Genomic DNA, 23312 nt, shown 5'->3' on the forward strand with positions numbered 1-23312 from the left:
CGCCATCACATCCGGAACACGCCGTAGCCACGCTGGCCACGGACCTCGCCGTTGTGGATCACCGACAGGCAAAACCCGAGAACGGTCCGCGTATCGCGGGGATCGATGATCCCGTCGTCGTAAAGTCGGCCGCTGTTGGCCAGTGCGACGGATTCGCGCTCGATCTGTTCCTCGACGGCGGCGCGCATCTGGGCGTCGGCCTCCTCGTCGAAGGGCAGCCCGCGGTCGGCGGCGGACTCGCGCGCCACGATGGACAGCACTCCGGCCAGTTGCGCCGGACCCATCACGGCCGACTTCGAGTTAGGCCAAGCGAATAGGAAACGCGGCGAGTACGATCGCCCGCACATGCCGTAGTTCCCGGCACCGTAGGACGCACCCATGGTGATGGTCACGTGGGGGACCGTGCTGTTGGATACGGCGTTGATCATCTTGGCGCCGTCCTTGATGATGCCGCCCTGTTCGTACTCGGCACCGACCATGAAACCGGTGGTGTTCTGCAGGAAGATGAGGGGGGTGTCGATCTGATTTGCCAGTTGGATGAACTGCGAACCTTTCTCGGCCTCCTCACTGAACAGGATGCCCCGTGCGTTTGCGAGGATGCCGACCGGGAAGCCGTGGATCGAGGCCCAGCCGGTGACGAGTGACGTGCCGTAGAGAGGTTTGAACTCGTCGAAGGCCGAGCCGTCGACCACTCGGGCGATGACGTCGCGGGGGTCGAAGGGCACCTTCGGATCGACGGAGGCGATGCCGAGCAGCTGATCGGGGTCGTGCACCGGTGGGTGCGGCGGCGTGGTGGGTCCGGGGCCGTTCTTCCGCCAGTTGAGCCGCGCCATGATGCGACGGCCGATGCGGATCGCATCCTGCTCGTCCTCGGCCATGTAATCGGCCAGCCCCGAGGTGCGGGCGTGCATGTCGGCGCCGCCGAGCGACTCGTCATCGGAGACCTCGCCCGTGGCCATCTTGACCAGCGGCGGACCGCCGAGGAACACCTTGGAACGGTTGCGCACCATCACGACGTAGTCGCACATGCCCGGGACGTACGCACCTCCCGCGGTCGAGTTGCCGAAGACCAAGGCCAGTGTCGGCAGCCCCGCTGCGCTGTGCTGGGTCAAGTCGTGGAACAGCTGTCCGCCGGGCACGAAGATCTCTGCCTGTGTGGGCAGGTCGGCGCCGCCAGATTCGACGATGTTGATGATGGGCAGTCGGTTCTCCCGCGCGATGGCCATGCCGCGGAACACCTTGCGGAAGGTATAAGGGTTCGATGCGCCGCCGCGGACGGTGGGGTCGTGGGCGATGATCATCGACTCGATGCCCTCGACCACGCCGATGCCTACCACCACGCTACCGCCGACGGGGAACTTACTGCCCCAGGCGGCGAAGGGGCATAGTTCGAGGAACGCCGTGTCGGGGTCGAGCATCAGCTCGATGCGCTCGCGGACAAGCAGCTTGCCCCGCTTATGGTGGCGCGCAACGTATTTCGCGCCGCCGCCGCCGTTGACCAGCGCCAGTTGCTCCGCGATGGTGTCGAGTTGCGCGCTCAGTCCTTCGCGGTTCTTGAGATAGCCGGGCGCGGTGTCGTCGACCCGATCGGGCAGGACCTGTACCAAAAGTTTTCCCTCCGGGCGAGCATCGACGTCGATCTGCTAGGCGCTGATGTTAGCCGCAATTAACATCAGGTGACAACCGCGGCAGGCCGGGCGTCAGATTTGTTTCCCGCGCCGCGATTCCGTCGAATCGCGATGGACGAAGCGGTGCGCTGCGCTGCAGATCGAGCGATCGTGTCGGCGGCAACTGAATACTGACCAGAGCGCGGCAACTGAATTTTGACCAGCTTCCTAGAGACCCTGGGTTCGGGTGAGCCAGGGAGGAAGCGAGTGTTGAGCGTGGAGGACTGGGCAGAGATCCGGCGGTTGCGCCGGTCGGAGCAGTTGTCGATTTCTGAGGTGGCGTGGGTGATGGGGGTGGCACGCAACACGGTGAAGTCGGCGTTGGCCTCCGACCGCCCGCCGAAGTATCAGCGCGAGCGGGTGGGGTCGGTGGCTGATGAGGCCGAGCCGCGGATCCGGGAGCTGCTGAGCGCGTATCCACGGCCACGGCGCTGCCGGTGATGACGATGGTATGTGGGTATTCCCGATGGGCATCAGCGTTGTTGATCCCTACCCGCAGTGCCGAAGATCTGTGCCGCCGGTGGTAACACCTTTCGGTACTGGGTGTTGTTCCTCGGGTGTTTGTCTGGGACGGAGAGGGTGCGGTCGGGCGCTGGCGGGCGCGGATGCCCGAGTTGAGCACGGCATGCCAGGCGTTCCGCGGAACGGTGGCGGCCAAGGTGGTGATCTGCAAGCCCGGTGATCCCGAAGCCAAGGGGCTAGTGGAGCGCTTTCACGACTACCTGGAACGGGCATTCCTGCCGGGGCGGGTGTTCACCAGCCCGACGGACTTTAACGCCCAGCTCGGTGAGTGGTTGGTTATCGCCAACCACCGCCAGCATCGAGTGTTGGGGTGCCGACCGGCAGACCGGATCGAGGCCGACAAGGCCGCGATGCTGCCGCTATCGCCGGTGGAACCGACTACCGGGTGGCGGACCCATGCCCGGCTGCCGCGCGATCACTACGTGCGTCTCGACGCCAACGACTACTCGGTGCACCCCGCTGCGGTGGGCCGGCACATCGAGGTCGTCGCCGACCTGGCGCGTGTGCGGGTATGGTGTGCCGGCCGGCTGGTCGCCGATCACGACCGGATCTGGGCCAAGCACCAAACGATCAGCGACCCGGCGCATCTGGCAGCGGCCAAGGCGATGCGCCGCAATCGGTTCGACGTGGTCACCCTGCCCACCCAGGTCGAGGTCCAGCAGCGGCCGTTGACCGACTACGACGCTCTGATCGACATCGACGGGCCGGTGGCGTGATGGCCCCCAAGACTGCGGCCACCCACCGCGATGTGACCGCCGAGCTGGCCTATCTGACCCGAGCGCTCAAGGCGCCCACCTTGCGCGAGGCCGTCGACAGGCTCGCCGAGCGGGCGCGGACTGAGACGTGGAGCTACGAGGAGTTCCTCGCCGCGTGTCTGCAGCGTGAGGTTTCGGCCCGCGAGTCCCACGGCGGTGAAGGCAGAATTCGGGCTGCGCGGTTCCCCTCGCGGAAATCGTTGGAAGAGTTCGACTTCGACCACGCCCGCGGCCTCAAACGCGACCTCATCGCCCATCTGGGCACGCTCGACTTCGTCACCGCACGCGACAACGTGGTGTTCCTGGGTCCGCCAGGGACAGGGAAAACACACTTGGCAATCGGGATCGCGATCCGCGCCTGCCAGGTTGGGCATCGGGTCTTGTTCGCCACCGCCAGCCAGTGGGTCGATCGGCTCGCCGCAGCCCATCACCGAGGCACTCTGCAGGCCGAGCTTGTCCGGCTGGCCCGTTACCCACTGCTGGTCGTCGACGAGGTCGGCTACATCCCCTTCGAGCCCGAAGCGGCCAACCTGTTCTTCCAGCTGGTGTCCTCCCGCTACGAACGGGCCAGCCTCATCGTCACCTCGAACAAGCCATTCGGCCGTTGGGGTGAAGTCTTCGGCGACGACGTCGTCGCCGCCGCCATGATCGACCGCCTCGTCCACCACGCCGAGGTCATCTCACTCAAAGGAGACAGCTACCGCATCAAAGACCGAGACCTCGGCCGCGTCCCCACGGTCACGGCCGACGAACAATGACCCCAGCTGGTCAAAATTCACTTGCCGGCAACTGATCAGTATTCAGTTGCCGTTGACAGATCGAAATAGACTTGCGGGAGCGACGGCACACAGGGCCCTTGCGAGGTCGTATCGAGTTCCTCGTCCGGCGCGTGTGGTCTACGGTCGCGATCTCGGGTGAACGCCAGCAGTGATTGTCAGCGTCGCGCCATGCGCCTCAGCCAACCGAGCCTGCATAACGCCGGGTCGGTCGGAATCTATCGGTTCTCGTCAACTGCGGCCAGCAGCGGAGCGGCCTGATCAGGTGCCTGCCCGAGGGTATACAGCCCGAGACTGCCGAGAAAACCCGCACCGTGCTCGATAAGCATTTCAGTCGAGAGGTTCAGTTGTCCGTCTATCCAGCGACGGAGTATCTCGAACAGGCCCCCGACACCGTAGGTAGCGGCGAGATCTGCGACTTGGAGCACATCGCTGGGTATATCGAGGTGCAAGCGGGCCTCTCTGAGGACCAGCTCCGCAAAATCGGTCATCAGTTCGCTTCGCAGTTGCCGAAGAAGGGGTTCCGCGCCCGATTCGACAAACAGTATGCGGGCCATGCTGGGATCGTTCTCGATCACCTGAACCAGGGCCTTGATCGGAGCGTAAGCGAGTTCTTGAGGCGCAACCGTGTCGTCCGGAATGGCGCTGGTTATCACCGCTTGGAAGGTGGCGGAGATCTTGGCAAATACCGCGCGCAATAGCGCGTCTCGGTCGCGAAACTGCTGGTAGAAGTACCGGCTCGTCACTCCTGACTTCGCACACACGGCGGTCACGGTGCACGCGGCAGCTCCATGGGTGCCCATGATTGAGACTGCGGCATCAATCAACATCACGCGGCGCTGCGCATCGCGTTGAGCTGCGGACAGCCCGCCATAAACACGTGCTGGACTCATGGCCTACAGTCTGGCAGTCTTATCTGACAAGGCATAAAGTCAGATACAACTTCGAGGAAGGACCTCAAATGTCGCAAGATCAAGCCCCGGCCAGGACCCGCGTGCTGCCAAAACCCAGGCGTGTTCGTTTTCCGATGCCGACCTCCACGAAGCGGCAACATTTTGTCGATGGCGACCTGGTGATGAGCCATTTCATCTCGGTGCTTTCTGCGACGTTCCCGGAAGGCGAGGATTTCTTCATCCGCTCGGTCAGGAACTTCCAGAGTTCCATCGACGATCCCCAATTGGAGACAGCGGTCAAGGGTTTCATCGGACAAGAGGCCACACATCGACACCAGCATCGTCTCCTCAACGAGCGACTCCAGGTCATGGGGTATCCGACCGCGCGAATCGACCGTCATGTCGCACGCCTGATCAAGCGATTGGAACGGCGCTTTTCGCCGGAAATGCGACTGTCCATGACCTCCGCGTTGGAGCACTACACCGCTACGTTGGCAGAAATCATTCTTACCAGCGAAGACGCCCAGAAGCTCATCGGACAGACTGAGGTTCGACCGATTCTGCTGTGGCATGCTTTCGAGGAGTCTGAGCACAAAGCGGTTGCCTTCGACGTCTATCGGCTCGTGGGAGGAACCGAGCGCACCCGTGTACGGGGCATGCGGATCGCTTCAGTAATTCTGTTCGGCGAACTCATTCTGCAGACTGCCCTGTCTATGGCCGCTGACAAAGCCTCGTATAACCCGGTCACGTTGGTGCGCAGTCTGTACCGCTTCAGTCGCACCCCGATGTTCACCGCCGATGCGCTGCGGCGATTCCGTTCCTACAACCGCCCGGGTTTCCATCCTGATGATTGGGACAGCGCCGCGGTCCTGGAGCGTTGGAGCAAAGAACTGTTCGACCAAAACGGTTCACAGAGAGTTATCGCTCAGTCGGGATAGCAAAGGTACGGAAGTCCGGCGACGCAGGATGCACCGTTCCTGCGTCGCTCCTTCCGAACAGGGTGTGACGCGCCGGTCGACTCACGGATTCGGTGCTCGGTAGCCGGAGAGACGGCGGTCGGACCCGCAAATGCCGTTCGCAGCGATCGCCACGGGGCTGGCGGGCCCTGTTGTGAGCCTCGATCAGTCGTTGACGATATAGCGTTGAGCCAGGGTTTCAGCAAGTCTGCTGGTGTGCGCGACCACTTCCTTCTCGGTCACCGCGAGCAAACCCGAGTGCCAGGCGGTGATGACTTCGACGAACCCCCCGACAGCGATCAAAGTGTCCATGCGAAGGGCCATCTCGTCGGCATCTTGTCGGAGGTGTGGCCGGCTTGCGTCAACGACCAACTGCGTTGCTTCCTGGAGCGCCACGGCGCGGCGGTCTTGCAGCGGTGAGCTACCTACGTGCTGAGCGAGGAGGATGTGTGCTCGGCCGGGATCGCGTGCGATCCCATCGACCACGATGGTGATCGCTGCGGTGATGGTTTCGATCGGCGGCCGATCCGCCCGTGCGTCGAACAGCGAGGAAACTTCTCCCAGCATGTCGTTGCGGACGCCATCCCACGCGGCAACGAGCAGCTCATCGCGCGTCTTGAAGTCCTCGTAGAAGTATCGATCGTTGAGCCCTGTGCGGGCGCATACTCCGCGCATAGTGACCGCGGCCCAACCGCTCTCACTCCAAATCTCGGTTGCGGCCTCGATCAATTGCTGCCGTCGTTCTGCGCGACGCTCGGCCCCGGTCCGACCACCCCAGCGCTTATTTCTCGACCGCACCTCTCCATCTTGACAAAGCGCTCGGTCCACGACAAAACTGGTGGCATGCGACACCAATGGTGGCTGGTGCCCCCAGATGAGACTTCCCCCACAGCAGACGTCAATGTCGCGACCCGAAAGGCAGACGAATGAGATTGCTGCCATTCGGCGGCGCACCAGGCAGAACGCACCGAGCCGATGCAGTCGTTACGGGCGCAGGAAGCGGTATCGGCCGCGCATTCGCCGTTGAGCTTGCACGCCGAGGCGGACGCGTGGTGTGCGCCGACAGAGATCCCGTCACCGCAAAAGAGTCGGCAGAGTTGGTGAGGCAGGCTGGCGGCGAGGGCTTCGACATCGCATGCGACGTCGCCGATCTTGAGCAGATCCGCAACCTCGCTGATGTGAGCGAAGACTGGTTCGGGAAGGCAGCGAGCCTCGTCATCAACAACGCCGGAATCGGTGCAGGCGGCAATCGCATCGGCGCGACGTCAATCGAGGACTGGAAAGCGGCGATTTCTGTCAACCTCTGGGGCGTTATCTACGGCTGCGAGACTTTTGTGCCTCGGCTCCGGAGCAATGGGCATGGCGGAGTCATCAATGTGGCGTCCGCAGCGAGCTTCGGCTCGGCCCCTCGGATGGCGGCATACAACGTCAGCAAGGCCGGAGTGCTCGCTCTATCGGAGACACTGGCGGCCGAACTGAGCGGTACTGACGTCAACGTCACAGTGCTTTGCCCCACCTTCGTGAAGACGAACATCGCCAATAATCCTCAAATCGACGAGGCGGCTGCACGACTCGCGACCAACCTGATGAAATGGACCGGCATTTCGCCCCAGCACGTTGCTCGAACGACGTTGAACGCGCACGATCGCGGACAAATTTATGTAGTACCCCAACTCGATGCCAAAGTCTTGTGGCAACTCAAGAGAGCCCTACCCGGTCCCTTTACACGCACGCTGGGCCTCGTGGAGCGCATGGCCTCATGGAACGATTCAGCCGAGTAGAGGAGCAGGGAAAATGGCTTTCGCATACAGCGACATGCTCGAGACAATCAAAAACAAGCAATGGGCTCTCGCCGATATCGATTGGGACGCCCCTGGCGCGGAACTGATCACCGATGAACAGCGTCCCACACTCAAGCAATTCATGTCCGACGTGGTGTGGATTGAGCATGTTGGAGCACGTGCCTTCGCCGCGATGGCTCCGAAGGCGCCATTCGAAGCGCTCGGAGACATTTACCGTTACTTTCACGCCGAGGAGCAGCGTCACGCCAATGCCGAACTTGCCCTGATGCGTCGCTGGGGCATGCTCGAGGAAGACGAGAAACCGGTCCCGAACAAGAATATCCGGCTGGTCATCGAATGGCTGGACCGTTATGCCGAAGCCCTTCCCCTGACCGTCATCGGGGCCGCGATCCCGGCACTGGAGACTGCGCTCGACGGAGCACTGCTGAAGTTTCTCCTCGATGAGGTTGACGACCCTGTGTGCGGGGAGGTGTTCAACAAGGTCAACAGCGACGAATCGCGGCATCTCGCGGTTGGCTTCCAAGTCTTGAATGACCTGGGCGCCAGCCCCATGCGAATCCACGCCATTCAAACTGCGGGTGCTCTGGTCGACCCGCGCATTCTCACCGGCGCGTTGCTGTATATCCCGCTCCTGACGCGCATGTTGATGAATCTCAACGCTATGGGTCTGTCCGAGGAGAAGTTATACAATGCAGTGACGCGGTATGCCAATGTCGGCGATCGGAGTGAGCACACGCGGAGGGTGCCCGGCTATCACATCTTGAAGGCGCACATGTCGTCTTCCATCAAGCGGTCCCAGCCTCTGCACTTCGTGTCTCAGCGCCTTGGCAATGCGATCGATGTCTTCCCTGTTCAGATTTTCGGCCGGCCCCCATCATGGACGGACGAACTGACCTACGAACCGGTGGCCAAATGACAGGCACCACCACGACGTTGATCGTCGGCGCCGGGTTCGCAGGTATCGGTACGGCGATCAGACTGCTTCAAGAGGGTACAGATGACTTCGTCATTCTGGAACGGTCAAATCGCGTCGGAGGCACCTGGCGAGACAATACTTATCCCGGTGCGGCCTGCGATATTCCCTCGCTTCTCTACTCCTACTCGTTCGAGCCGAATCCGGGCTGGACTCATACCTACTCGGGGAGCGCTGAGATCCTCGAATATATCGACACGATCGTCACCAAGTACGACCTTGCCCGGTTCATCCAGTTCGATACCGATGTAACCGCCTTGGAATTCGATGAGGGTGCCGGCATCTGGGTGGCCGACACGGCTGACGGAACGCGTTATCAAGCTCGTTCAGTCGTGATGGCCAGTGGACCACTTGCCGACGCCAGCTTTCCGGATATTCGGGGTATTGACTCGTACGAGGGAAAGAAGATCCACAGCGCTCGATGGGACCAGGGCTACGATCTCGGCGATAAGAGGGTTGCAGTCATTGGGACAGGCGCGAGCGCGGTGCAGATCATTCCTGAGCTCGTGAAGTCGGCTGCGTCGGTCAAAGTCTTCCAAAGAACGCCCGGCTGGGTGTTGCCCAGGGTGAACCTCAAGCATCCGGCTTGGGCGCGTTCGACCTTCAAACAATTGCCGGTGAGCGAACAGGCGCTCCGTTACGCCTGGTTCTGGGCTCACGAAGTGATGGCAGTGGGTATGGTCTGGAACACCGCTGCGACGTCAGCGATACAACTGGCGGCGAAGGCTCATCTCCGTCGGCAGGTGAAAGACCCCTGGTTGAGACGTCAGTTGACGCCCCATTTCAGACCTGGCTGCAAACGTATGCTCATGACCAGCGATTATTACCCTGCGCTACAGTCGGATAACTGTAAGCTGATCAGCTGGCCCATCGCCACACTGTCACCCAACGGTGTTCGAACCGCCGACGGTGTCGAGCACGAGGTGGACTGCATCGTTTTTGCCACCGGCTTCGATGTGTGCAAACGTGGCACCCCGTTCCCGATTAGCGGCCTCGGTGGTCGGAAGCTTGGGGACGAATGGTCTCAGGGGAGATACGCCTTCAAGAGCGTGAGCGTGGCCGGCTATCCGAACTTGTTCTTCACTTTCGGACCGAATTCCGGGCCAGGCCACAACTCGGCGCTCGTATATATGGAGGCAGCAATTGACTACATAGTCAAGGCGATCAAACTCCTTCAGCAAAATGACATCGGTACTTTGGATGTGAGGGAGGATCGCCAGGGCCGCTATCACTCCGAAATTCAGCGCCGCCTTCGACGAACGACATGGAATTCGGGGTGCAGCAGTTGGTATCTGACCGAGGACGGCTACAACGGCACGATGTACCCGGGTTTCGCGACCCAGTTTATGAGAGAACTTTCCCGCTTGGATCCTCGTGATTATGTGATCACCCGGCGCGATGATACACACCTCCGGCTGACGCAATAACTCTGAATCTGAACTGAGAAGGCTGACCGTCAGAACGGTGAAATTGAGCAATGGATCGTAAGTTTGACCCAGATCACGAAATTATCATCATTGGAGCTGGATTTTCTGGCATCGGTTGCGGCATTAGTTTACTAAAGGCGGGTTTTACCGATTTTTTGATGGTTGACGACGCCGACGGCGTCGGAGGTACGTGGCACTGGAACACCTATCCCGGTATCGCTGTCGACATACCGTCGTATAGTTATCAATTTTCATATGAAATGCGCCCCGACTGGTCGCGTACATACGCCCACGGCAACGAGCTCAAAGGCTATGCGGAGCAATGCGTTGAAAAGTACAAGCTTGGAGACCATATTCGTTTCAATACAACCATCACCGCAGCTTGCTTTGACGAAAATGCAACATTTTGGCGTCTGACGACCGCAAAAGGTGAGGAGATCACCGCACGCTTCGTGGTCAATTGCTCCGGCGTTCTCAGTCGGCCGAAATGGCCTGAAATCCAGGGTGTGCGAGATTTCGCCGGCGTCACTCTGCATACGGCTAGGTGGGACGACTCCGAAGATCTCAGCGGGAAGAGGGTTGCTGTAATCGGTACTGGTGCGTCAGCCGTGCAACTGATACCCGAAATCGCAAAAAAAGCAGAGAGTCTGACGGTCTTTCAGCGAACTCCAATTTATTGTTTGCCGAAGCCAGACTTCCCCATACCGACGTGGGCTGGAAGGCTTCTACATTTCCTGCCAGGGGCGCAATTGGCGACCCGGACCGCGAGCCAGGCGTTCGTAGAAATCACTTTCCCAATCGCCGCTCACTTTCATACGGTGATACCGTTCGCCGATGTCATGGAGAGCGCCGCAAAGCGGTACATGCGGCGTGAAGTCCATGACCCGACGACGAGAGAACAACTCATTCCGCGCTACTCGTTGGGCTGTAAACGACCCAGCTTCCACAATTCCTATCTCGCAACGTACAACCGGTCCAACGTTTCGCTCGAGACGAGCGGCATAACCCATATCGACCATGCATCCGTCCATTCTCGAGACGGCAAAGCTCATCCCATTGACGTCTTGATCCTGGCCACCGGCTTCAAAGTGATGGAGTCGGGCAACATGCCAACGTACGTGTTGAAGGGACGCGGCGGGCTGGAGCAGGCCACATGGTGGGACGAGCATCGACTGCAGGCCTTCGAAGGGGTCAGTGTCCCCGGATTCCCCAATCATTTCAACATCTTCGGTCCCTACGGCTACAACGGTTCCTCCTACTTCACGCTGATCGAGGCGCAGAGTCGGCACATCGTCCGCTGTCTTCGTCGTGCGCGGGCACTGGGTGCGAACCTCGTCGAGGTTAAGAAGGAGGCGAATGACCGTTACTTCGCCGAAGTGCTGAGTCGTCGTCACAGGCAGGTTTTCTGGCAGCCGAGCTGTTCCGGTGCCAATAGTTACTACTTCGACAAGCACGGCGACGTTCCACTGCGTCCCTCAACGACTTTTGAGACGTATTGGCGAAGCTGCACCTTTCGCCTCTCGGATTACCAATTCGAGAATCGGGCCGAGGTAGTGGGTGCCCGATGACCAGGATGGATGCCCCCGACTGGCAGCCCAGTCTTGCCAGTCATCTCGTCGCGATGTCCTCGCGAACCACGCTGCGGCCACTGGCGCAGCTGATGCCATCAAACGCCTACGGACTTGCGGTGATGGATCGCGTGCTCCGAACAGCGCTCGTAGCCTCACGGCCTCGGCGCGGCGTCACAGTGCGCAAGGTTGACACTGTATTCGCCGGAGGCCCGGTTCGTGGGGACTGGATCACCACGCCTGCCATTAATCCGCATGCCAACCCTTTGCTGTACATCCACGGCGGCGCCTATTCTATGTGCTCGCCGGAGACGCACCGCGGTCTTCTCGGTGAACTCGCCTCGGCGAGCGGGCGCCCCATCTTCGCAGTGAAGTATCGTCTTGCCCCGCGGTATCCCTATCCCGCAGCCGCGGACGATGCGCTGAATGCGTATCGCTGGCTTACCAGCGGAGGGTCCCCGGGTTCTTGTCAGCGCACCGTCGCGGTTGCCGGAGATTCAGCGGGCGGGCAGCTCACGATGGCCACGGCCTTGGGCGCACGTGCAGTTGGATTGCCGCTCCCTGATGCGATGCTGCTGATGTCTCCCGTCCTGGATCTCAGGTGCGAACTTGCCAGAGCGCGTGAACTTCGCCGCCGGGATCCTTTTGCCTCCGCTCAATCAGCGGCGCGCGCTCTTGACCTCTACGTAGGTGGCGCAGATCGCGGAGATCCGCGCCTGAGCGTGCTTGACGCGGACCTCACCTCGATGCCGCCGATCCTCATTCAGGTGGGCGGGAGAGAAATGTTGATCGATGACTCGCGCCGTCTCGCCGAGCGACTTCAATCAGCTGGATCCCACGTCGAGATCCAGGTCTACCGGGGACAGATCCATGTATTCCAGGCTATGTTCCGGATTCTTCCCGAAGCCCGAGACGCGATTCATCGAGCGGGACGCTTCCTTGAAGCCTCGGGAGTCAGGTGAAAGTGTCCGAACAGGCAATGCTCCTACACCTACACCACCTCCACCGCCGCAGCGTGAAGTCAGTCGTCTCTGCCTCATGAGCAGCAACTTCGCGACGGCCTGTCGCGCATACGATCCGTCGATCGTGATCATCGGGGCCGGCTTCGCCGGGGTTGCGATGGCCCACCGGCTGAAGAAGGACGGGTTCACGAACTTCACGATCCTGGAAAAGGCTGCAGACATCGGGGGTGTTTGGCGTGACAACACCTATCCGGGAGCGGCCTGCGACGTGCCGTCAGCGTTGTACTCACTCTCGTACAAGCCCAATCCTCGTTGGTCACGGCGATATGCCGAGCAACCCGAGATACTCAAGTACCTCCAACAACTCGTGGAGAGTGGCGGACTGGCCGCGCATCTGCGTACCCAGACCGAAGTTGTCGCAATGACCTTCGATGACCAGCTCGGGCGTTGGACCCTGGTTACGAACTCGAACGAGACAATAACCTGCGATGTCGTCGTCTCGGCCGTGGGTCAGCTCTCCTTGCCCCACGTACCCGTTATTGCCGACGCAGACACCTTCCAGGGGCCGCGCTTTCATTCGGCGCGTTGGGACCGATCGGTTTCGCTTCGCGGCAAGCAAGTAGCCGTCATCGGCACAGGAGCTAGTGCCATCCAATTCGTGCCACACATCGCCCAGGAGGCGGAGCATGTCACGCTATATCAGCGCACGGCTCCGTGGATCTTGCCGAAGTGGGACAGCAGGTATGGAGTCGTTCACCGCTGGGTGATCGGATTATTGCCGATGGCGCTGCGCCTCGAGCGTTTCGCGGTATGGCTAATTTTCGAGTTGCTCGCTGTGACGCTAGTCGACGCGAAGCCCCTCTCACGCGTCCTCGGTGCGATCGCGCGCCGCCACCTACATCGGCAGGTTGCTAGCCCATCTTTGCGCGAGCAATTGATGCCTTCGGACGCGCCAGGGTGCAAGCGAGTGCTGTTCTCGAATGATTACTATCCAGCAATCGCGAGTGATCGCGTGTCGTTGGTGCCGAAGGCTATCGCAGAGCTCTGCGACAACGGTGTCAAGACCGTGGATGGAGAGTTTCGTCCTGCAGATGTCGTGATCTACGGAACCGGGTTTCGCGCCACCGATTTTCTCGCCCCGATGTCCGTGCGCGGCTCTCGCGGAGTCTCCTTGGCCGAGGTGTGGAAGACCCAGGCGTACGCATATCTGGGCATCACTGTCCCCATGTTCCCGAACCTGTTCCTGCTTTACGGTCCCAACACCAATGTGGGCTCGGGGTCGATCCTCTACATGATCGAGTCACAAGTCCGTCACATCGCAACGCTCATCAAAGCCGTGGCTGCTCATCCGGGTCATGCGATCGATGTCAGGACGGAGAGCGCGCAACGCTACAACACGCGCTTGAGAAGGCGACTACGGAGGTCGGTGTGGGCGCTGTGTACGAGCTGGTATCGAACCTCGAGCGGGGAAATCCCGACGAACTGGCCGGGGCCTACCTTGGTTTATCGACTCCTTACCCGGAAGCCGCACAGCGGCGATTACGTCTTGAGAAACGTCGGGCGTCTAAAGGTCGGAGACCCTGCAGAACCGAGCCTGGCCGACTAAGGGCACGAGACGCACACTTAACCGCTAGGCCAATAATGTCTAGATATTGACATCAATGGCATCTTTGTAAAGACTGGTGGACGCCCGTCAAAGCGGCCCAGCGTCCAGGAGGAACCATGACGAATCACCTTCTCGCACCTGCGCACCACGTGAAGGAGCGGTTGTCCTCTGTGATCATGGTCCCCGCGCCTCACGCCGTCGACGACAGATGGCGTCGATGGAGCCGGGACTGGCCGGTTCGTGAACTGGCACCGGCACCCGCGGGCAGTGGATTGAAAGCCGTCCGGGGGGATGCCGGACTGCCCTTCGTGGGTCACACGCTCGACTACATCCGATTCGGCTCGGATTTCAGTCGAGAGCGCTACGACCGTCTGGGTTCGGTGTCGTGGATGGGCGCGTTCGGCACCAAGATGGTGGTCATCGCCGGCCCTGACGCCACTCGAGAGGCGTTCACGAGCGAAGCGAAGGCATTCTCTCAGGATGGCTGGTCCTTCCTGATCGACGCCTTCTTCCATCGCGGTTTGATGCTCATGAGCTTCGACGAGCACTTGATGCACCGGCGCATCATGCAGGAGGCGTTTACGCGTCCGCGCCTGACCGGATACGTCGAACAGGTAACGCCATGCGTTCGCTCGGCAGTGCCTGCGTGGCCGGTGGGCCCGTCGGTTCGAATCTACCCACTGTTGAAGGAACTCACCCTCGACATCGCTACCGACGTCTTCATGGGCGGCCGCGGCAAGGACGAGAGCGATGCTGTCAACAAGGCGTTCGTCGCTACGGTCCGGGCGGCGAGTTCCCTTGTGCGTGCTCCGCTTCCGGGAACCAGATTCCGCGCTGGTGTGCAAGGGCGGCGCGTTTTGGAGGACTACTTCTTCCGGCATCTGCCGGCCGCGCGAGCCGGTGAAACGGAGGATCTGTTCGCTGCTCTCTGTCAAGCCACGACCGAAGACGGGGAGCGGTTTTCCGACGAGGATGTGGTGAATCACATGATCTTCTTGATGATGGCGGCCCACGACACATCGACGATCACCACCACAGCGGTCACCTATTTCCTTGCCAAGTATCCGCAGTGGCAGGAGGCTGCGGCTGCGGAAGCCGCGGCCATCGGTGACGGGTTGCCGGACATCGAGGCCCTGGAGAAGATGACGGTCATCGACCGCGTGATCAAGGAAGCGCTCAGACTGCTTGCACCTGTTCCGCTGGTGATGCGCAAGACGGTTCGAGATGTCGCCATCGATGGATATCACATCCCCTCGAACACGTTATGCGCTATAACGCCTGCCGTGAATCACTTCGATCGAACGATCTGGAATGATCCGGAGCGGTTCGATCCCTCACGTTTCGACGAGCCTCGGCGCGAAGACCAACACCACCGATTCGCCTGGGTTCCGTTCGGAGGTGGAGCGCACAAGTGCATCGGCATGCAATTCGGGACGCTCGAGGTCAAAGCAATCCTGCACAGGATGTTGCGTTCGTTCACTTGGAAGGTTCCGGAGAACTATCACGTCCGATGGGACAACACCTCGCTGCCCATTCCGGTGGACGGACTTCCGTTGGAGATGAAGCGCCGATGACCGTCGACCACAGCCCCTACCTCGAACCCACGGAGTTTCTTGACTGGCAACAAGATTCGGTACGTGACTTCGTGTCATCGGCGATCCGTGGTGCCTGCGGCGACACCGAGAAGGCCATCGCCATCGTCACCGCGGTCCGTGACTCCATTTGGTACGACCCCTACACGGTGACCGACAACCCGCACGCGTATCGCGCCAGCACCGTCGCGACCGCAGAACGGGCCTACTGCGTCCCGAAGGCCGTGCTCTTGACTGCAGCGTGCCGAGCGGCGGGAATCCCGGCGCGGCTGGGGTTCGCCGACGTCCGAAACCACCTCCAGACCAAGGCATTGCGCGAGCGGATGGGGGGTAGCGACGTTTTCGTCTACCACGGCTACAGTCTCATGTTCGTCAACGGTGCGTGGGTAAAGGCCACCCCGGCGTTCAATCGCGAGCTGTGCGCACGCTTCGGTGTCTCGCCGATCGAATTCGACGGCCGTAGCGACGCGCTACTCCATGGTTTCACCGCTGACGGCACCCAGCACATGGAGTATCTGCGCGACCGGGGAGCCTACGACGATCTACCCCTAGCAGACATCCTGCAAGCACTGAGAACGCATTACGGCACATTCATCGATCAGCCGAACAGCCGTCCCGACCTCTTCGCCTGAAAGGGCACTACACGATGCAAAGCACAATGCAAAATGTTCCGCTCACGGTGTCGGCGATCGTCCAGCATGCGGCAGCCATACACGGTGATAGCGAGGTCGTCACTCCGACCGGAAATGGATATCGGAGAACGCCTTACCGCATTGTGCTGGCGCGAGTGGCTCGCCTTGCCAATGCGCTGCGCAGTCTTGGCGTCACGGCAGACCAACGCGTGGCCACCTTCCAGTGGAGTAACCAGGAACATCTGGAGGCCTACTGTGCGATTCCCTCCATGGGCGCGGTCCTGCACACGCTCAACATTCGTTTGGCCCCAGAGCAACTGGCGTACATCGCCAACCACGCGAGCGATCAGATCGTCCTAGTCGACGCTTCGGTTGCCCCGTTGTTGGCGCGCGCGCTCCCAGCGATGGCGTCGGTGCACACCGTCATCGTCACCGGAGAGGGCGACCTTGCCCCGCTACAGGGATGCGGGAAGACCGTTCTGCGTTACGAGGAAGTGCTTGCCGGCCAGGAAGAATCATTTGACTGGCCTCGGCTCGACGAGCTGTCCGCCGCGGCCATGTGTTATACGAGCGGCACCACCGGAGATCCCAAAGGCGTCGTCTACAGCCACCGTTCGACGTACCTTCACTCCCTGACCGCCTGCACAGCTAACGCTTTGTCAGTCAGCGAGGCCGACCGTGTGCTGGCCATCGTCCCAATGTTTCACGCCAATGCGTGGGGGCTTATCTACGCAGCGTTGATGTCCGGTGCGGATCTGGTGCTGCCTGACCGCTATCTCCAAGCCGAACCGTTGGTGTCGATCATCGAAGACACCAGGCCGACCGTGGCCGGTGCAGTGCCGACGATCTGGAACGATGTCGACCGATATCTGGATTCGCACCCTGAACGGGACATTTCTTCGCTACGGCTGGTCGCGTGCGGGGGATCTGCTGTTCCGCTTTCCTTGATGCGGGCATTCGAAGAGAAGTACAACGTGCCCATTGTGCAGGCCTGGGGTATGACCGAAACGTCTCCGTTGGCGACCGTCGCACGTCCGGCTCACAGAGCCGACGCGACGCGACGATGGGAGATGCGCGCATCCCAGGGCCGGCCGATCTGCGGTGTCGAAATCCGGTTGCGGGATGACGACGGGAAAGACGTGCCGTGGGACGGGCAATCAGTCGGGGAAATCCAGGCGCGCGGTCCCTGGATCACCGGGTCCTATTTCGGAAACAACGATACGGAGAAGTTCGACGAAGGATGGCTGCGTACCGGTGATGTGGGCAAGATCGACGCCGAGGGCTATCTGACCCTGACCGACCGCTCGAAAGACGTCATCAAGTCAGGTGGCGAATGGATCTCCTCGGTGGAGCTGGAAAACACGCTGATCGGCCACCCTGCCGTGTACGAAGCGGCGGTAGTCGGCGTCGCGGACGATAAATGGCAGGAAAGGCCGTTGGCGCTTGTCGTCGTCCACCCCGGAACCGACGTTGACATTGACCAACTCCGATCGTTTCTTGCGGACAAAGTCGCCAAATGGTGGATTCCTGAGCGATGGAGCTTCGTGTCCGATATTCCGAGGACGAGCGTCGGAAAGTACGACAAAAAGGTCATCCGTGCGCGCCACTCTGCCGGCGAATACCTCATCGAAATCGAAACGTCATAACGTCAAATCCCTGGAATTCCAACAGTCGGAAGGTAATCATGTCCTCACCAATCTCTCCCTGGATGAATGCCGAATTACTCGAGCTTCGTGACCTCGCTGCGAAGTTCTTCTCGGCCGAATTGGCGCCGCATGCGAGCCGCTTTGCAGACCAGCACCACGTCGACCGAGAACTGTGGAACCGAGCAGGCGAGCTGGGCCTGCTCTGCATGTCTATACCTGAGGAATACGGCGGAGGCGGTGGCACTTTCGCGCACGAAGCGGTCGTGCTTGAAGAGCAGGCCCGCATAGGTGACAGCTCATGGGGCGCGGGACTGCACAGCGGAATCGTCGCCCACTACATCCTGCAGTACGCGACTGAAGAGCTGCGCGCGCAGTGGCTTCCCAAGATGGCGTCCGGTGAAATGATCGGGGCGATCGCCATGACAGAACCGGGGACCGGGTCCGATCTGCAGAGCGTCAAGACAAAAGCCCTCCTGGACGGTGACGAGTACGTGATCACCGGCTCCAAGACTTTCATCACCAACGGCCAACAGGCCGACCTCATCATCGTTGTTGCCAAGACAGATCCGAGCCAGGGCGCTGCGGGCATCTCTTTGATCGTTGTCGAGGCTGACCGGGCGGGATTCCGGCGCGGCAAGGTTCTCGACAAAATCGGCCAGCGCGGCCAGGACACCTCCGAATTGTTCTTCGATGAAGTGAGAGTTCCGCGCTCGCATCTACTGGGCCAGTCTGAGGGACAGGGCTTCATTCAGCTGATGACGCAGCTGCCACAAGAGCGACTCATCGTCGCGGTGGGGGCTGTCGCAGCGATGGAACTTGCCCTGGAGCAGACGCTCGAGTATACCCGTGAGCGGGAGGCGTTTGGTCGGCCTGTCTTTGGCTTTCAGAACACCAAGTTCACGCTGGCTGAAGCCGCGACCGAAACGCGCATCGCACGAGTGTTCCTCGACTACTGCATCGACCTGCACCTTGCGGGTCAACTCGACGTGCAGACCGTCGCCATGGCGAAGTGGTGGACCACTGAGCGAGCGATGAAGGTACTCGATGACTGTATGCAGCTTCACGGCGGATATGGCTACATGACCGAGTACCCCATCTCGAGATTGTGGGTGGATCAGCGCGTGCAAAAAATCTATGCCGGCACGAACGAGGTGATGAAGGAAATCATCTCGCGTTCCCTATGACTCAGATGAGTTGCCGCCTGCACGTTAGTCACCTGGAGGAGGATTGATGGCATCGATGGTGGTGCCGTATCGCCACGACATGGGCGGCCATTGCGGATCGGGGGCTCTTCGGGATTTGACCGAATGGGCCGGGATCCGTTGGGGTGATGACACCCCGGACGAAGGTATCGTGTTTGCTCTCGGCGGGGCCCTCGACTTCTCGTATGTTCGCTCGGCGCACCTACGTCCACCGATCTACCTCGTTGGACGTAGCGCGGACCTCGAAGACGAATACTTGACCCGGTTGGGCGCGCGCTTCGAGCGCCGTTCGACAGACGACCCCGATCTTGGTTGGAAATGGGTGACCGAACAGATCGATTCCGGCAGGCCGGTCATGGTGTGGACTGACATCGCCGAATTGCCCTATCTGAGAACGCGTCTGAGTATGAGCCGGCATGATGTCGTGATCGTGGGGTACGACGACGACGAGGAACTCGCGTTCGTGGTCGATAACGATCGCGATACACCTCAAGCGGTGCCGTACGAGAATTTGCGGAAGGCGCGAGCATCGACGGGATTTCCCGTCCCCACGCGGCACACCACCTACGTGGTCGAGTGGCCCGGCGCAGCACCAGATCTCGGCAATGCTGCTCGGTCGGCCTTCCGTAGGTCCGCGGACGCGATGCAGGGTTCGTTTGTGAGCGCGCCGATCACCGAGGGCTCCGATAGTGATGTTCAGGTCCGTGGATTATCAGGGGTGTTGACGTTTGTGGAGGACCTCAAGCGGTGGTCGGAGATCTTTGACGACGACACCCTCGACGGTGCCTTGTTTGCGCTGAGCGCCTTCATCGAAAAGGCTGGAACCGGGGGCGGTCTGTTCCGAGATCTGCAGGCACGTGGATGTCGGCGCGTCGCAGAAGAATTGAGTTTCGAACCTGCGTTTAAAGCAGCGGAGGCCGCCAAGACCGCATCTGAGTTGTGGACCGCTGTCGCGCATACCGCGTACGAAAGCGGTGCAGATCCGCGCCGGCGAGCGAGCGGCGCCGCGTCCCTCGCTGCGCAGTTGCCGCAAGCCGAACGTCGACTCGCGCAGGCGCTGAGGGAGGCAGGAAATCGTCTCCTATGAGTCCTGATTGCCTGCGGAGGAAATGAAACTGGGTGCGACTCAACGGATTTATTTGTGAGTGCTTGGACTGCGTCAACAGAATGGAATTTCAGGATGGCTGTGTTCGCTGATGCTGAAGAGGTTTACCGCTATCTCGCCGGCATCTTTCGACGAGGTTTGGAGAACGAAGACCTTGCGAACAGACTCGCCGGGTCCGGGGTGGTGTTGCGGATCCACTACACCGATCCGGACGCGGTAGTAACCGTGGATATGCCGAAGAAGGTGATAGAGACCGGCGCGGACAGTGGCGTTACACCGAATGTCGAATTGTTCATGTCCGCGGATACCGGTAACAGGTTCTGGTTGGGGAAGGTGAACTTGACCATGGCGATGGCGAAAGGAACTGTACGAGCGAAAGGTCCTGTCACCAAACTGATCAAGCTCATACCGCAGGCCAAAAACCTCTTTCCAGAATATCGGGCAATCCTCGAAGCCGACAAGCGTCACGACCTGCTCGATGTGTGATGTCAGTCCGGTACGAGACCGGGTGCGGGCGAGCGGCCGCCGCGGCCTATAGGCGATATGCCGGGACACAGTACGGGACAGTTCTCGCGACCACCGTGCGCGGTCGGGATAACTACTTCAGAAGCGTCATTAGATAGAAGGGACTTGAGCATGAAGACACGTGCCGCTGTTTTGTGGGGCTTGGAGCAGAAGTGGGAGGTCGAAGAAGTCGAGTTGGATCCGCCGGGCCCCGGGGAAGTCCTCGTGCGGCTGGCGGCCACCGGCTTGTGCCATTCCGACGAACATCTGGTGACCGGCGACCTCCCGATCCCATTGCCGGTAGTAGGGGGCCATGAGGGTGCTGGCACAGTCGTGGAGTGCGGTGAAGGGGTCGAGGATCTGTCCGAAGGTGATTCTGTCATCTTGACCTTCCTTCCCTCGTGTGGGCGCTGCTCCTACTGCGCGCGCGGCATGGGCAATCTCTGTGATTTGGGAGCAGCGCTGATGATGGGACCGCAGATCGACGGCACCTATCGCTTTCACGCACGAGGCGAGGACGTCGGGCAGATGTGCTTGCTCGGAACGTTTTCCGAGTACACAGTGGTGCCGCAGGCATCCGTGGTCAAGATTGACGGCGGAATCCCTCTGGATCGGGCAGCCTTGATCGGTTGCGGCGTCACGACCGGCTACGGATCTGCGGTGCGGACTGGGGAGGTGCGCGCCGGGGACACCGTCGTGGTAGTGGGAGCAGGCGGAATCGGAATGAATGCGATTCAGGGTGCGCGAATCGCGGGTGCGCTAGCAATTGTGGCGGTCGATCCGGTGAACTTCAAGCGAGAGCAAGCGAGCGGGTTCGGCGCGACGCATACCGCCGCCTCGATGGATGAAGCTTGGTCGCTGGTCAGCGATATGACGCGGGGCAAGCTGGCCGATGTCTGCATCCTCACCACTGATGTAGCTGAGGGCTCTTATACCGCCGAAGCGCTGGCCTTGGTCGGAAAGCGCGGACGCGTCGTGGTTACGGCCATCGGGCATCCCGACGAGTCGTCGATCTCAGGGTCACTGCTGGAGATGACGCTTTACGAGAAGCAGATTCGTGGCGCTTTGTATGGCTCATCCAATGCGCCACACGATATTCCGCGGCTGGTCGAGCTTTACTCCGCCGGGCTGTTGAAGCTCGACGAGTTGGTCACCCGCGAATACTCCCTCGACCAAATCAATGAGGGCTACCAGGATATGCGTTCAGGAAGAAACATTCGAGGGCTCGTCCGGTTCTGAAGAGAACCATGCTCCACTGCTCGTGTTCATGTCCTTGCGCCGCTGCAGATTACACGCCGCCGGACCGCTTAGGCTGCCGCGCGTCGCGTTCTCCTTTCCCGTCCTGAGACGGCAAGCATTAGACACCTTGTAATCAATCATCCATCAAATTCTCTCGGAGGCTGAGATGACGGACGCTGGCACGACCATGGCAAGCGAGGATGGGGCAGCTCGTTTCGTTGTCGCCCCGGAGGCGTGGACCACGCCGGAGCGACGAGCGCTGAGTCAGATGGCGCGGTCTTTCGTCGAACGTGAAATCGCGCCGAAGCTAGCGCAATGGGAGCAGGTGGGTGAGATTCCACGCGACCTGCACCTCAATGCTGCCGAGGTGGGGCTTCTCGGAATCGGGTTCCCGGAAGATGTCGGCGGCAGCGGCGGCAACGCGATTGACTCCGCACTGGTCACTGAGGCCATCCTGGCCGCAGGTGGGTCTACTGGCGTCTGTGCCGCCTTGTTCACCCATGGCATTGCCCTTCCCCACATTGCCGCCAATGGCTCCGAAGCCCTGATTGAACGATATGTCCGTCCGACGCTCGCAGGAAAGATGATCGGCTCGCTGGGCGTTACCGAGCCTGGGGCAGGTTCAGATGTCGCGAATTTGCGCACACGCGCAGTGCGCGACGGCGACACCTACGTGGTCAACGGAGCAAAGACGTTCATCACCAGCGGAGTTCGGGCGGACTTTGTTACTACGGCGGTACGCACCGGCGGACCGGGTTACGGTGGAGTTTCATTGCTCGTGATCGACAAGAATTCGCCTGGATTCGAAGTGTCCCGCCGGTTGGACAAGATGGGATGGCGATGTAGCGACACCGCCGAGTTGTCTTTCGTCGACGTTCGCGTACCGGCTGAGAACCTTGTGGGGGCAGCGAACAGCGGGTTTTTGCAGATCATGCAGCAATTTCAGGCTGAACGGCTCGGCATCGCTGTCCAGGCATACGCGACGGCGGGTCGGGCTCTCGATCTCGCCAAGAGTTGGGCGCGGGAGCGTGAAACGTTCGGTAGACCCTTGACGGGGCGTCAGGTCATTCGCCATAAGCTTGCCGAGATGGCTCGACAGGTCGACGTGGCGTGCACCTACACCCGTGCAGTCCTGCAGAGGTGGCTAGCGGGGGAGGATGTCGTTGCCGAGGTGTCGATGGCCAAGAACACCGCTGTGTATGCGTGCGACTACGTGGTCAACGAGGCAGTTCAGATCTTCGGTGGGATGGGCTACATGCGTGAGTCTGAGATCGAGAGACACTATCGAGACTGCCGGATTCTCGGAATAGGCGGCGGCACCAACGAAATCATGAACGAGATCATCGCCAAGCGTATCGGAATCTAGCTACTTGATCCCAAGTAAAGAAAGTTCTCACACCGCAGGTCAGAAGCCGTTTGCGGGCGCTGGCACCGATCTAGTCGCTGCTGGATGAGCAGGGCTGGCCGGTGGCCGAGCACAGCGGT

19 protein-coding genes and 1 pseudogene are annotated in these 23312 nt (G+C 60.7%); 17 read left to right on the top strand and 3 right to left on the bottom strand.

Going from position 1 to position 23312, the window contains the following annotated elements; translation table 11 throughout:
• Positions 1–5: 5 nt before the first annotated feature.
• Positions 6–1607: an acyl-CoA carboxylase subunit beta gene (locus tag BN977_RS17260; protein ID WP_005061040.1), complete on the bottom strand. Its 1602-nt coding sequence runs from the start codon at positions 1605–1607 to the stop codon at positions 6–8.
• A 267-nt stretch (positions 1608–1874) separates the two neighbouring features.
• Between BN977_RS17260 and BN977_RS17270 the strand changes: the two are divergent.
• A pseudogene (locus BN977_RS17270) lies at positions 1875–2905 on the top strand (Mu transposase domain-containing protein).
• The gene (istB, locus tag BN977_RS17275; protein WP_005061049.1) at positions 2905–3702 is read left to right on the top strand and encodes an IS21-like element helper ATPase IstB; all 798 of its coding nucleotides are present in this window, start codon (positions 2905–2907) and stop codon (positions 3700–3702) included. Before BN977_RS17270 ends, istB begins: the two are co-directional and overlap by 1 nt.
• Positions 3703–3938: 236 nt before the next feature.
• Here the strand turns inward: istB and BN977_RS17280 are convergent, their stop codons facing one another.
• The gene (locus BN977_RS17280) at positions 3939–4613 is read right to left on the bottom strand and encodes a TetR/AcrR family transcriptional regulator (protein WP_005127976.1); all 675 of its coding nucleotides are present in this window, start codon (positions 4611–4613) and stop codon (positions 3939–3941) included.
• Between the two features lie 68 nt (positions 4614–4681).
• Here BN977_RS17280 and BN977_RS17285 point away from each other — a divergent pair, with 68 nt between their 5' ends.
• The gene (locus BN977_RS17285) at positions 4682–5551 is read left to right on the top strand and encodes a metal-dependent hydrolase (RefSeq protein WP_005061053.1); all 870 of its coding nucleotides are present in this window, start codon (positions 4682–4684) and stop codon (positions 5549–5551) included.
• Positions 5552–5734: 183 nt separating this feature from the next.
• On the opposite strand, the gene BN977_RS17290 is transcribed toward BN977_RS17285, so the two are convergent.
• Positions 5735–6367, bottom strand: a complete 633-nt coding sequence (locus BN977_RS17290) for a TetR/AcrR family transcriptional regulator (RefSeq protein WP_074351690.1) — start codon at positions 6365–6367, stop codon at positions 5735–5737.
• 128 nt (positions 6368–6495) lie between these two features.
• On the opposite strand from BN977_RS17290, the gene BN977_RS17295 reads away from it, so the two are divergent.
• The 14 genes from BN977_RS17295 (at position 6496) to BN977_RS17360 (ending at position 23193) form a co-directional block, all read left to right on the top strand.
• Positions 6496–7350 (top strand): SDR family NAD(P)-dependent oxidoreductase, encoded by an 855-nt coding sequence (locus tag BN977_RS17295; protein WP_005061057.1) that lies wholly within the window; start codon positions 6496–6498, stop codon positions 7348–7350.
• A 13-nt stretch (positions 7351–7363) separates the two neighbouring features.
• Positions 7364–8287, top strand: a complete 924-nt coding sequence (locus BN977_RS17300) for a hypothetical protein (RefSeq protein WP_005061060.1) — start codon at positions 7364–7366, stop codon at positions 8285–8287.
• Positions 8284–9771: a flavin-containing monooxygenase gene (locus BN977_RS17305; protein ID WP_005061062.1), complete on the top strand. Its 1488-nt coding sequence runs from the start codon at positions 8284–8286 to the stop codon at positions 9769–9771. Before BN977_RS17300 ends, BN977_RS17305 begins: the two co-directional genes overlap by 4 nt.
• A 50-nt stretch (positions 9772–9821) precedes the next feature.
• Positions 9822–11339: a flavin-containing monooxygenase gene (locus BN977_RS17310; RefSeq protein WP_005061064.1), complete on the top strand. Its 1518-nt coding sequence runs from the start codon at positions 9822–9824 to the stop codon at positions 11337–11339.
• A complete protein-coding gene (locus tag BN977_RS17315; RefSeq protein WP_005061066.1) occupies positions 11336–12301 on the top strand; it encodes an alpha/beta hydrolase in 966 nt (321 codons plus the stop codon). The genes BN977_RS17310 and BN977_RS17315 overlap by 4 nt, the downstream gene beginning before the upstream one ends.
• A 76-nt stretch (positions 12302–12377) precedes the next feature.
• A complete protein-coding gene (locus tag BN977_RS17320) occupies positions 12378–13907 on the top strand; it encodes a flavin-containing monooxygenase (protein WP_005061068.1) in 1530 nt (509 codons plus the stop codon).
• Between the two features lie 116 nt (positions 13908–14023).
• A complete protein-coding gene (locus BN977_RS17325; protein WP_005061070.1) occupies positions 14024–15481 on the top strand; it encodes a cytochrome P450 in 1458 nt (485 codons plus the stop codon).
• Complete coding sequence (locus tag BN977_RS17330) at positions 15478–16131, top strand: transglutaminase-like domain-containing protein (protein ID WP_005061074.1); 654 nt, start codon at positions 15478–15480, stop codon at positions 16129–16131. Before BN977_RS17325 ends, BN977_RS17330 begins: the two co-directional genes overlap by 4 nt.
• Positions 16132–16157: 26 nt before the next feature.
• Positions 16158–17777: a fatty acid--CoA ligase gene (locus BN977_RS17335; RefSeq protein ID WP_005061076.1), complete on the top strand. Its 1620-nt coding sequence runs from the start codon at positions 16158–16160 to the stop codon at positions 17775–17777.
• Between the two features lie 38 nt (positions 17778–17815).
• A complete protein-coding gene (locus BN977_RS17340) occupies positions 17816–18961 on the top strand; it encodes an acyl-CoA dehydrogenase family protein (RefSeq protein WP_005061077.1) in 1146 nt (381 codons plus the stop codon).
• 46 nt (positions 18962–19007) lie between these two features.
• Positions 19008–20066, top strand: a complete 1059-nt coding sequence (locus tag BN977_RS17345; RefSeq protein ID WP_005061079.1) for a BtrH N-terminal domain-containing protein — start codon at positions 19008–19010, stop codon at positions 20064–20066.
• Positions 20067–20159: 93 nt separating this feature from the next.
• On the top strand, positions 20160–20570 hold the full coding sequence (locus tag BN977_RS17350) for an SCP2 sterol-binding domain-containing protein (RefSeq protein WP_005061088.1): 411 nt from the start codon (positions 20160–20162) through the stop codon (positions 20568–20570).
• Positions 20571–20720: 150 nt separating this feature from the next.
• Entirely contained in the window at positions 20721–21827 is a 1107-nt protein-coding gene (locus BN977_RS17355; protein ID WP_005061090.1) for an NDMA-dependent alcohol dehydrogenase, read from the top strand.
• Positions 21828–21993: 166 nt separating this feature from the next.
• Positions 21994–23193, top strand: coding sequence for an acyl-CoA dehydrogenase family protein (locus BN977_RS17360; RefSeq protein WP_005119779.1), 1200 nt, complete (start codon positions 21994–21996; stop codon positions 23191–23193).
• Positions 23194–23312 lie beyond the last annotated feature (119 nt).

Origin of the sequence: Mycolicibacterium cosmeticum (assembly GCF_000613185.1) — a bacterium.
Taxonomy (GTDB): Bacteria; Actinomycetota; Actinomycetes; order Mycobacteriales; family Mycobacteriaceae; genus Mycobacterium; species Mycobacterium cosmeticum.

Excerpts from the sequence above, each read along its gene's own strand:
- istB (WP_005061049.1), top strand. The coding sequence starts at position 2,905 with ATGGCCCCCAAGACTGCGGCCACCCACCGCGATGTGACCGCCGAGCTG.
- BN977_RS17280 (WP_005127976.1), bottom strand. The coding sequence starts at position 4,613 with ATGAGTCCAGCACGTGTTTATGGCGGGCTGTCCGCAGCTCAACGCGAT.
- BN977_RS17285 (WP_005061053.1), top strand. The coding sequence starts at position 4,682 with ATGTCGCAAGATCAAGCCCCGGCCAGGACCCGCGTGCTGCCAAAACCC.
- BN977_RS17295 (WP_005061057.1), top strand. The coding sequence starts at position 6,496 with ATGAGATTGCTGCCATTCGGCGGCGCACCAGGCAGAACGCACCGAGCC.
- BN977_RS17300 (WP_005061060.1), top strand. The coding sequence starts at position 7,364 with ATGGCTTTCGCATACAGCGACATGCTCGAGACAATCAAAAACAAGCAA.
- BN977_RS17305 (WP_005061062.1), top strand. The coding sequence starts at position 8,284 with ATGACAGGCACCACCACGACGTTGATCGTCGGCGCCGGGTTCGCAGGT.
- BN977_RS17310 (WP_005061064.1), top strand. The coding sequence starts at position 9,822 with ATGGATCGTAAGTTTGACCCAGATCACGAAATTATCATCATTGGAGCT.
- BN977_RS17315 (WP_005061066.1), top strand. The coding sequence starts at position 11,336 with ATGACCAGGATGGATGCCCCCGACTGGCAGCCCAGTCTTGCCAGTCAT.
- BN977_RS17320 (WP_005061068.1), top strand. The coding sequence starts at position 12,378 with ATGAGCAGCAACTTCGCGACGGCCTGTCGCGCATACGATCCGTCGATC.
- BN977_RS17325 (WP_005061070.1), top strand. The coding sequence starts at position 14,024 with ATGACGAATCACCTTCTCGCACCTGCGCACCACGTGAAGGAGCGGTTG.
- BN977_RS17330 (WP_005061074.1), top strand. The coding sequence starts at position 15,478 with ATGACCGTCGACCACAGCCCCTACCTCGAACCCACGGAGTTTCTTGAC.
- BN977_RS17335 (WP_005061076.1), top strand. The coding sequence starts at position 16,158 with ATGCAAAATGTTCCGCTCACGGTGTCGGCGATCGTCCAGCATGCGGCA.
- BN977_RS17340 (WP_005061077.1), top strand. The coding sequence starts at position 17,816 with ATGTCCTCACCAATCTCTCCCTGGATGAATGCCGAATTACTCGAGCTT.
- BN977_RS17345 (WP_005061079.1), top strand. The coding sequence starts at position 19,008 with ATGGCATCGATGGTGGTGCCGTATCGCCACGACATGGGCGGCCATTGC.
- BN977_RS17350 (WP_005061088.1), top strand. The coding sequence starts at position 20,160 with ATGGCTGTGTTCGCTGATGCTGAAGAGGTTTACCGCTATCTCGCCGGC.
- BN977_RS17355 (WP_005061090.1), top strand. The coding sequence starts at position 20,721 with ATGAAGACACGTGCCGCTGTTTTGTGGGGCTTGGAGCAGAAGTGGGAG.
- BN977_RS17360 (WP_005119779.1), top strand. The coding sequence starts at position 21,994 with ATGACGGACGCTGGCACGACCATGGCAAGCGAGGATGGGGCAGCTCGT.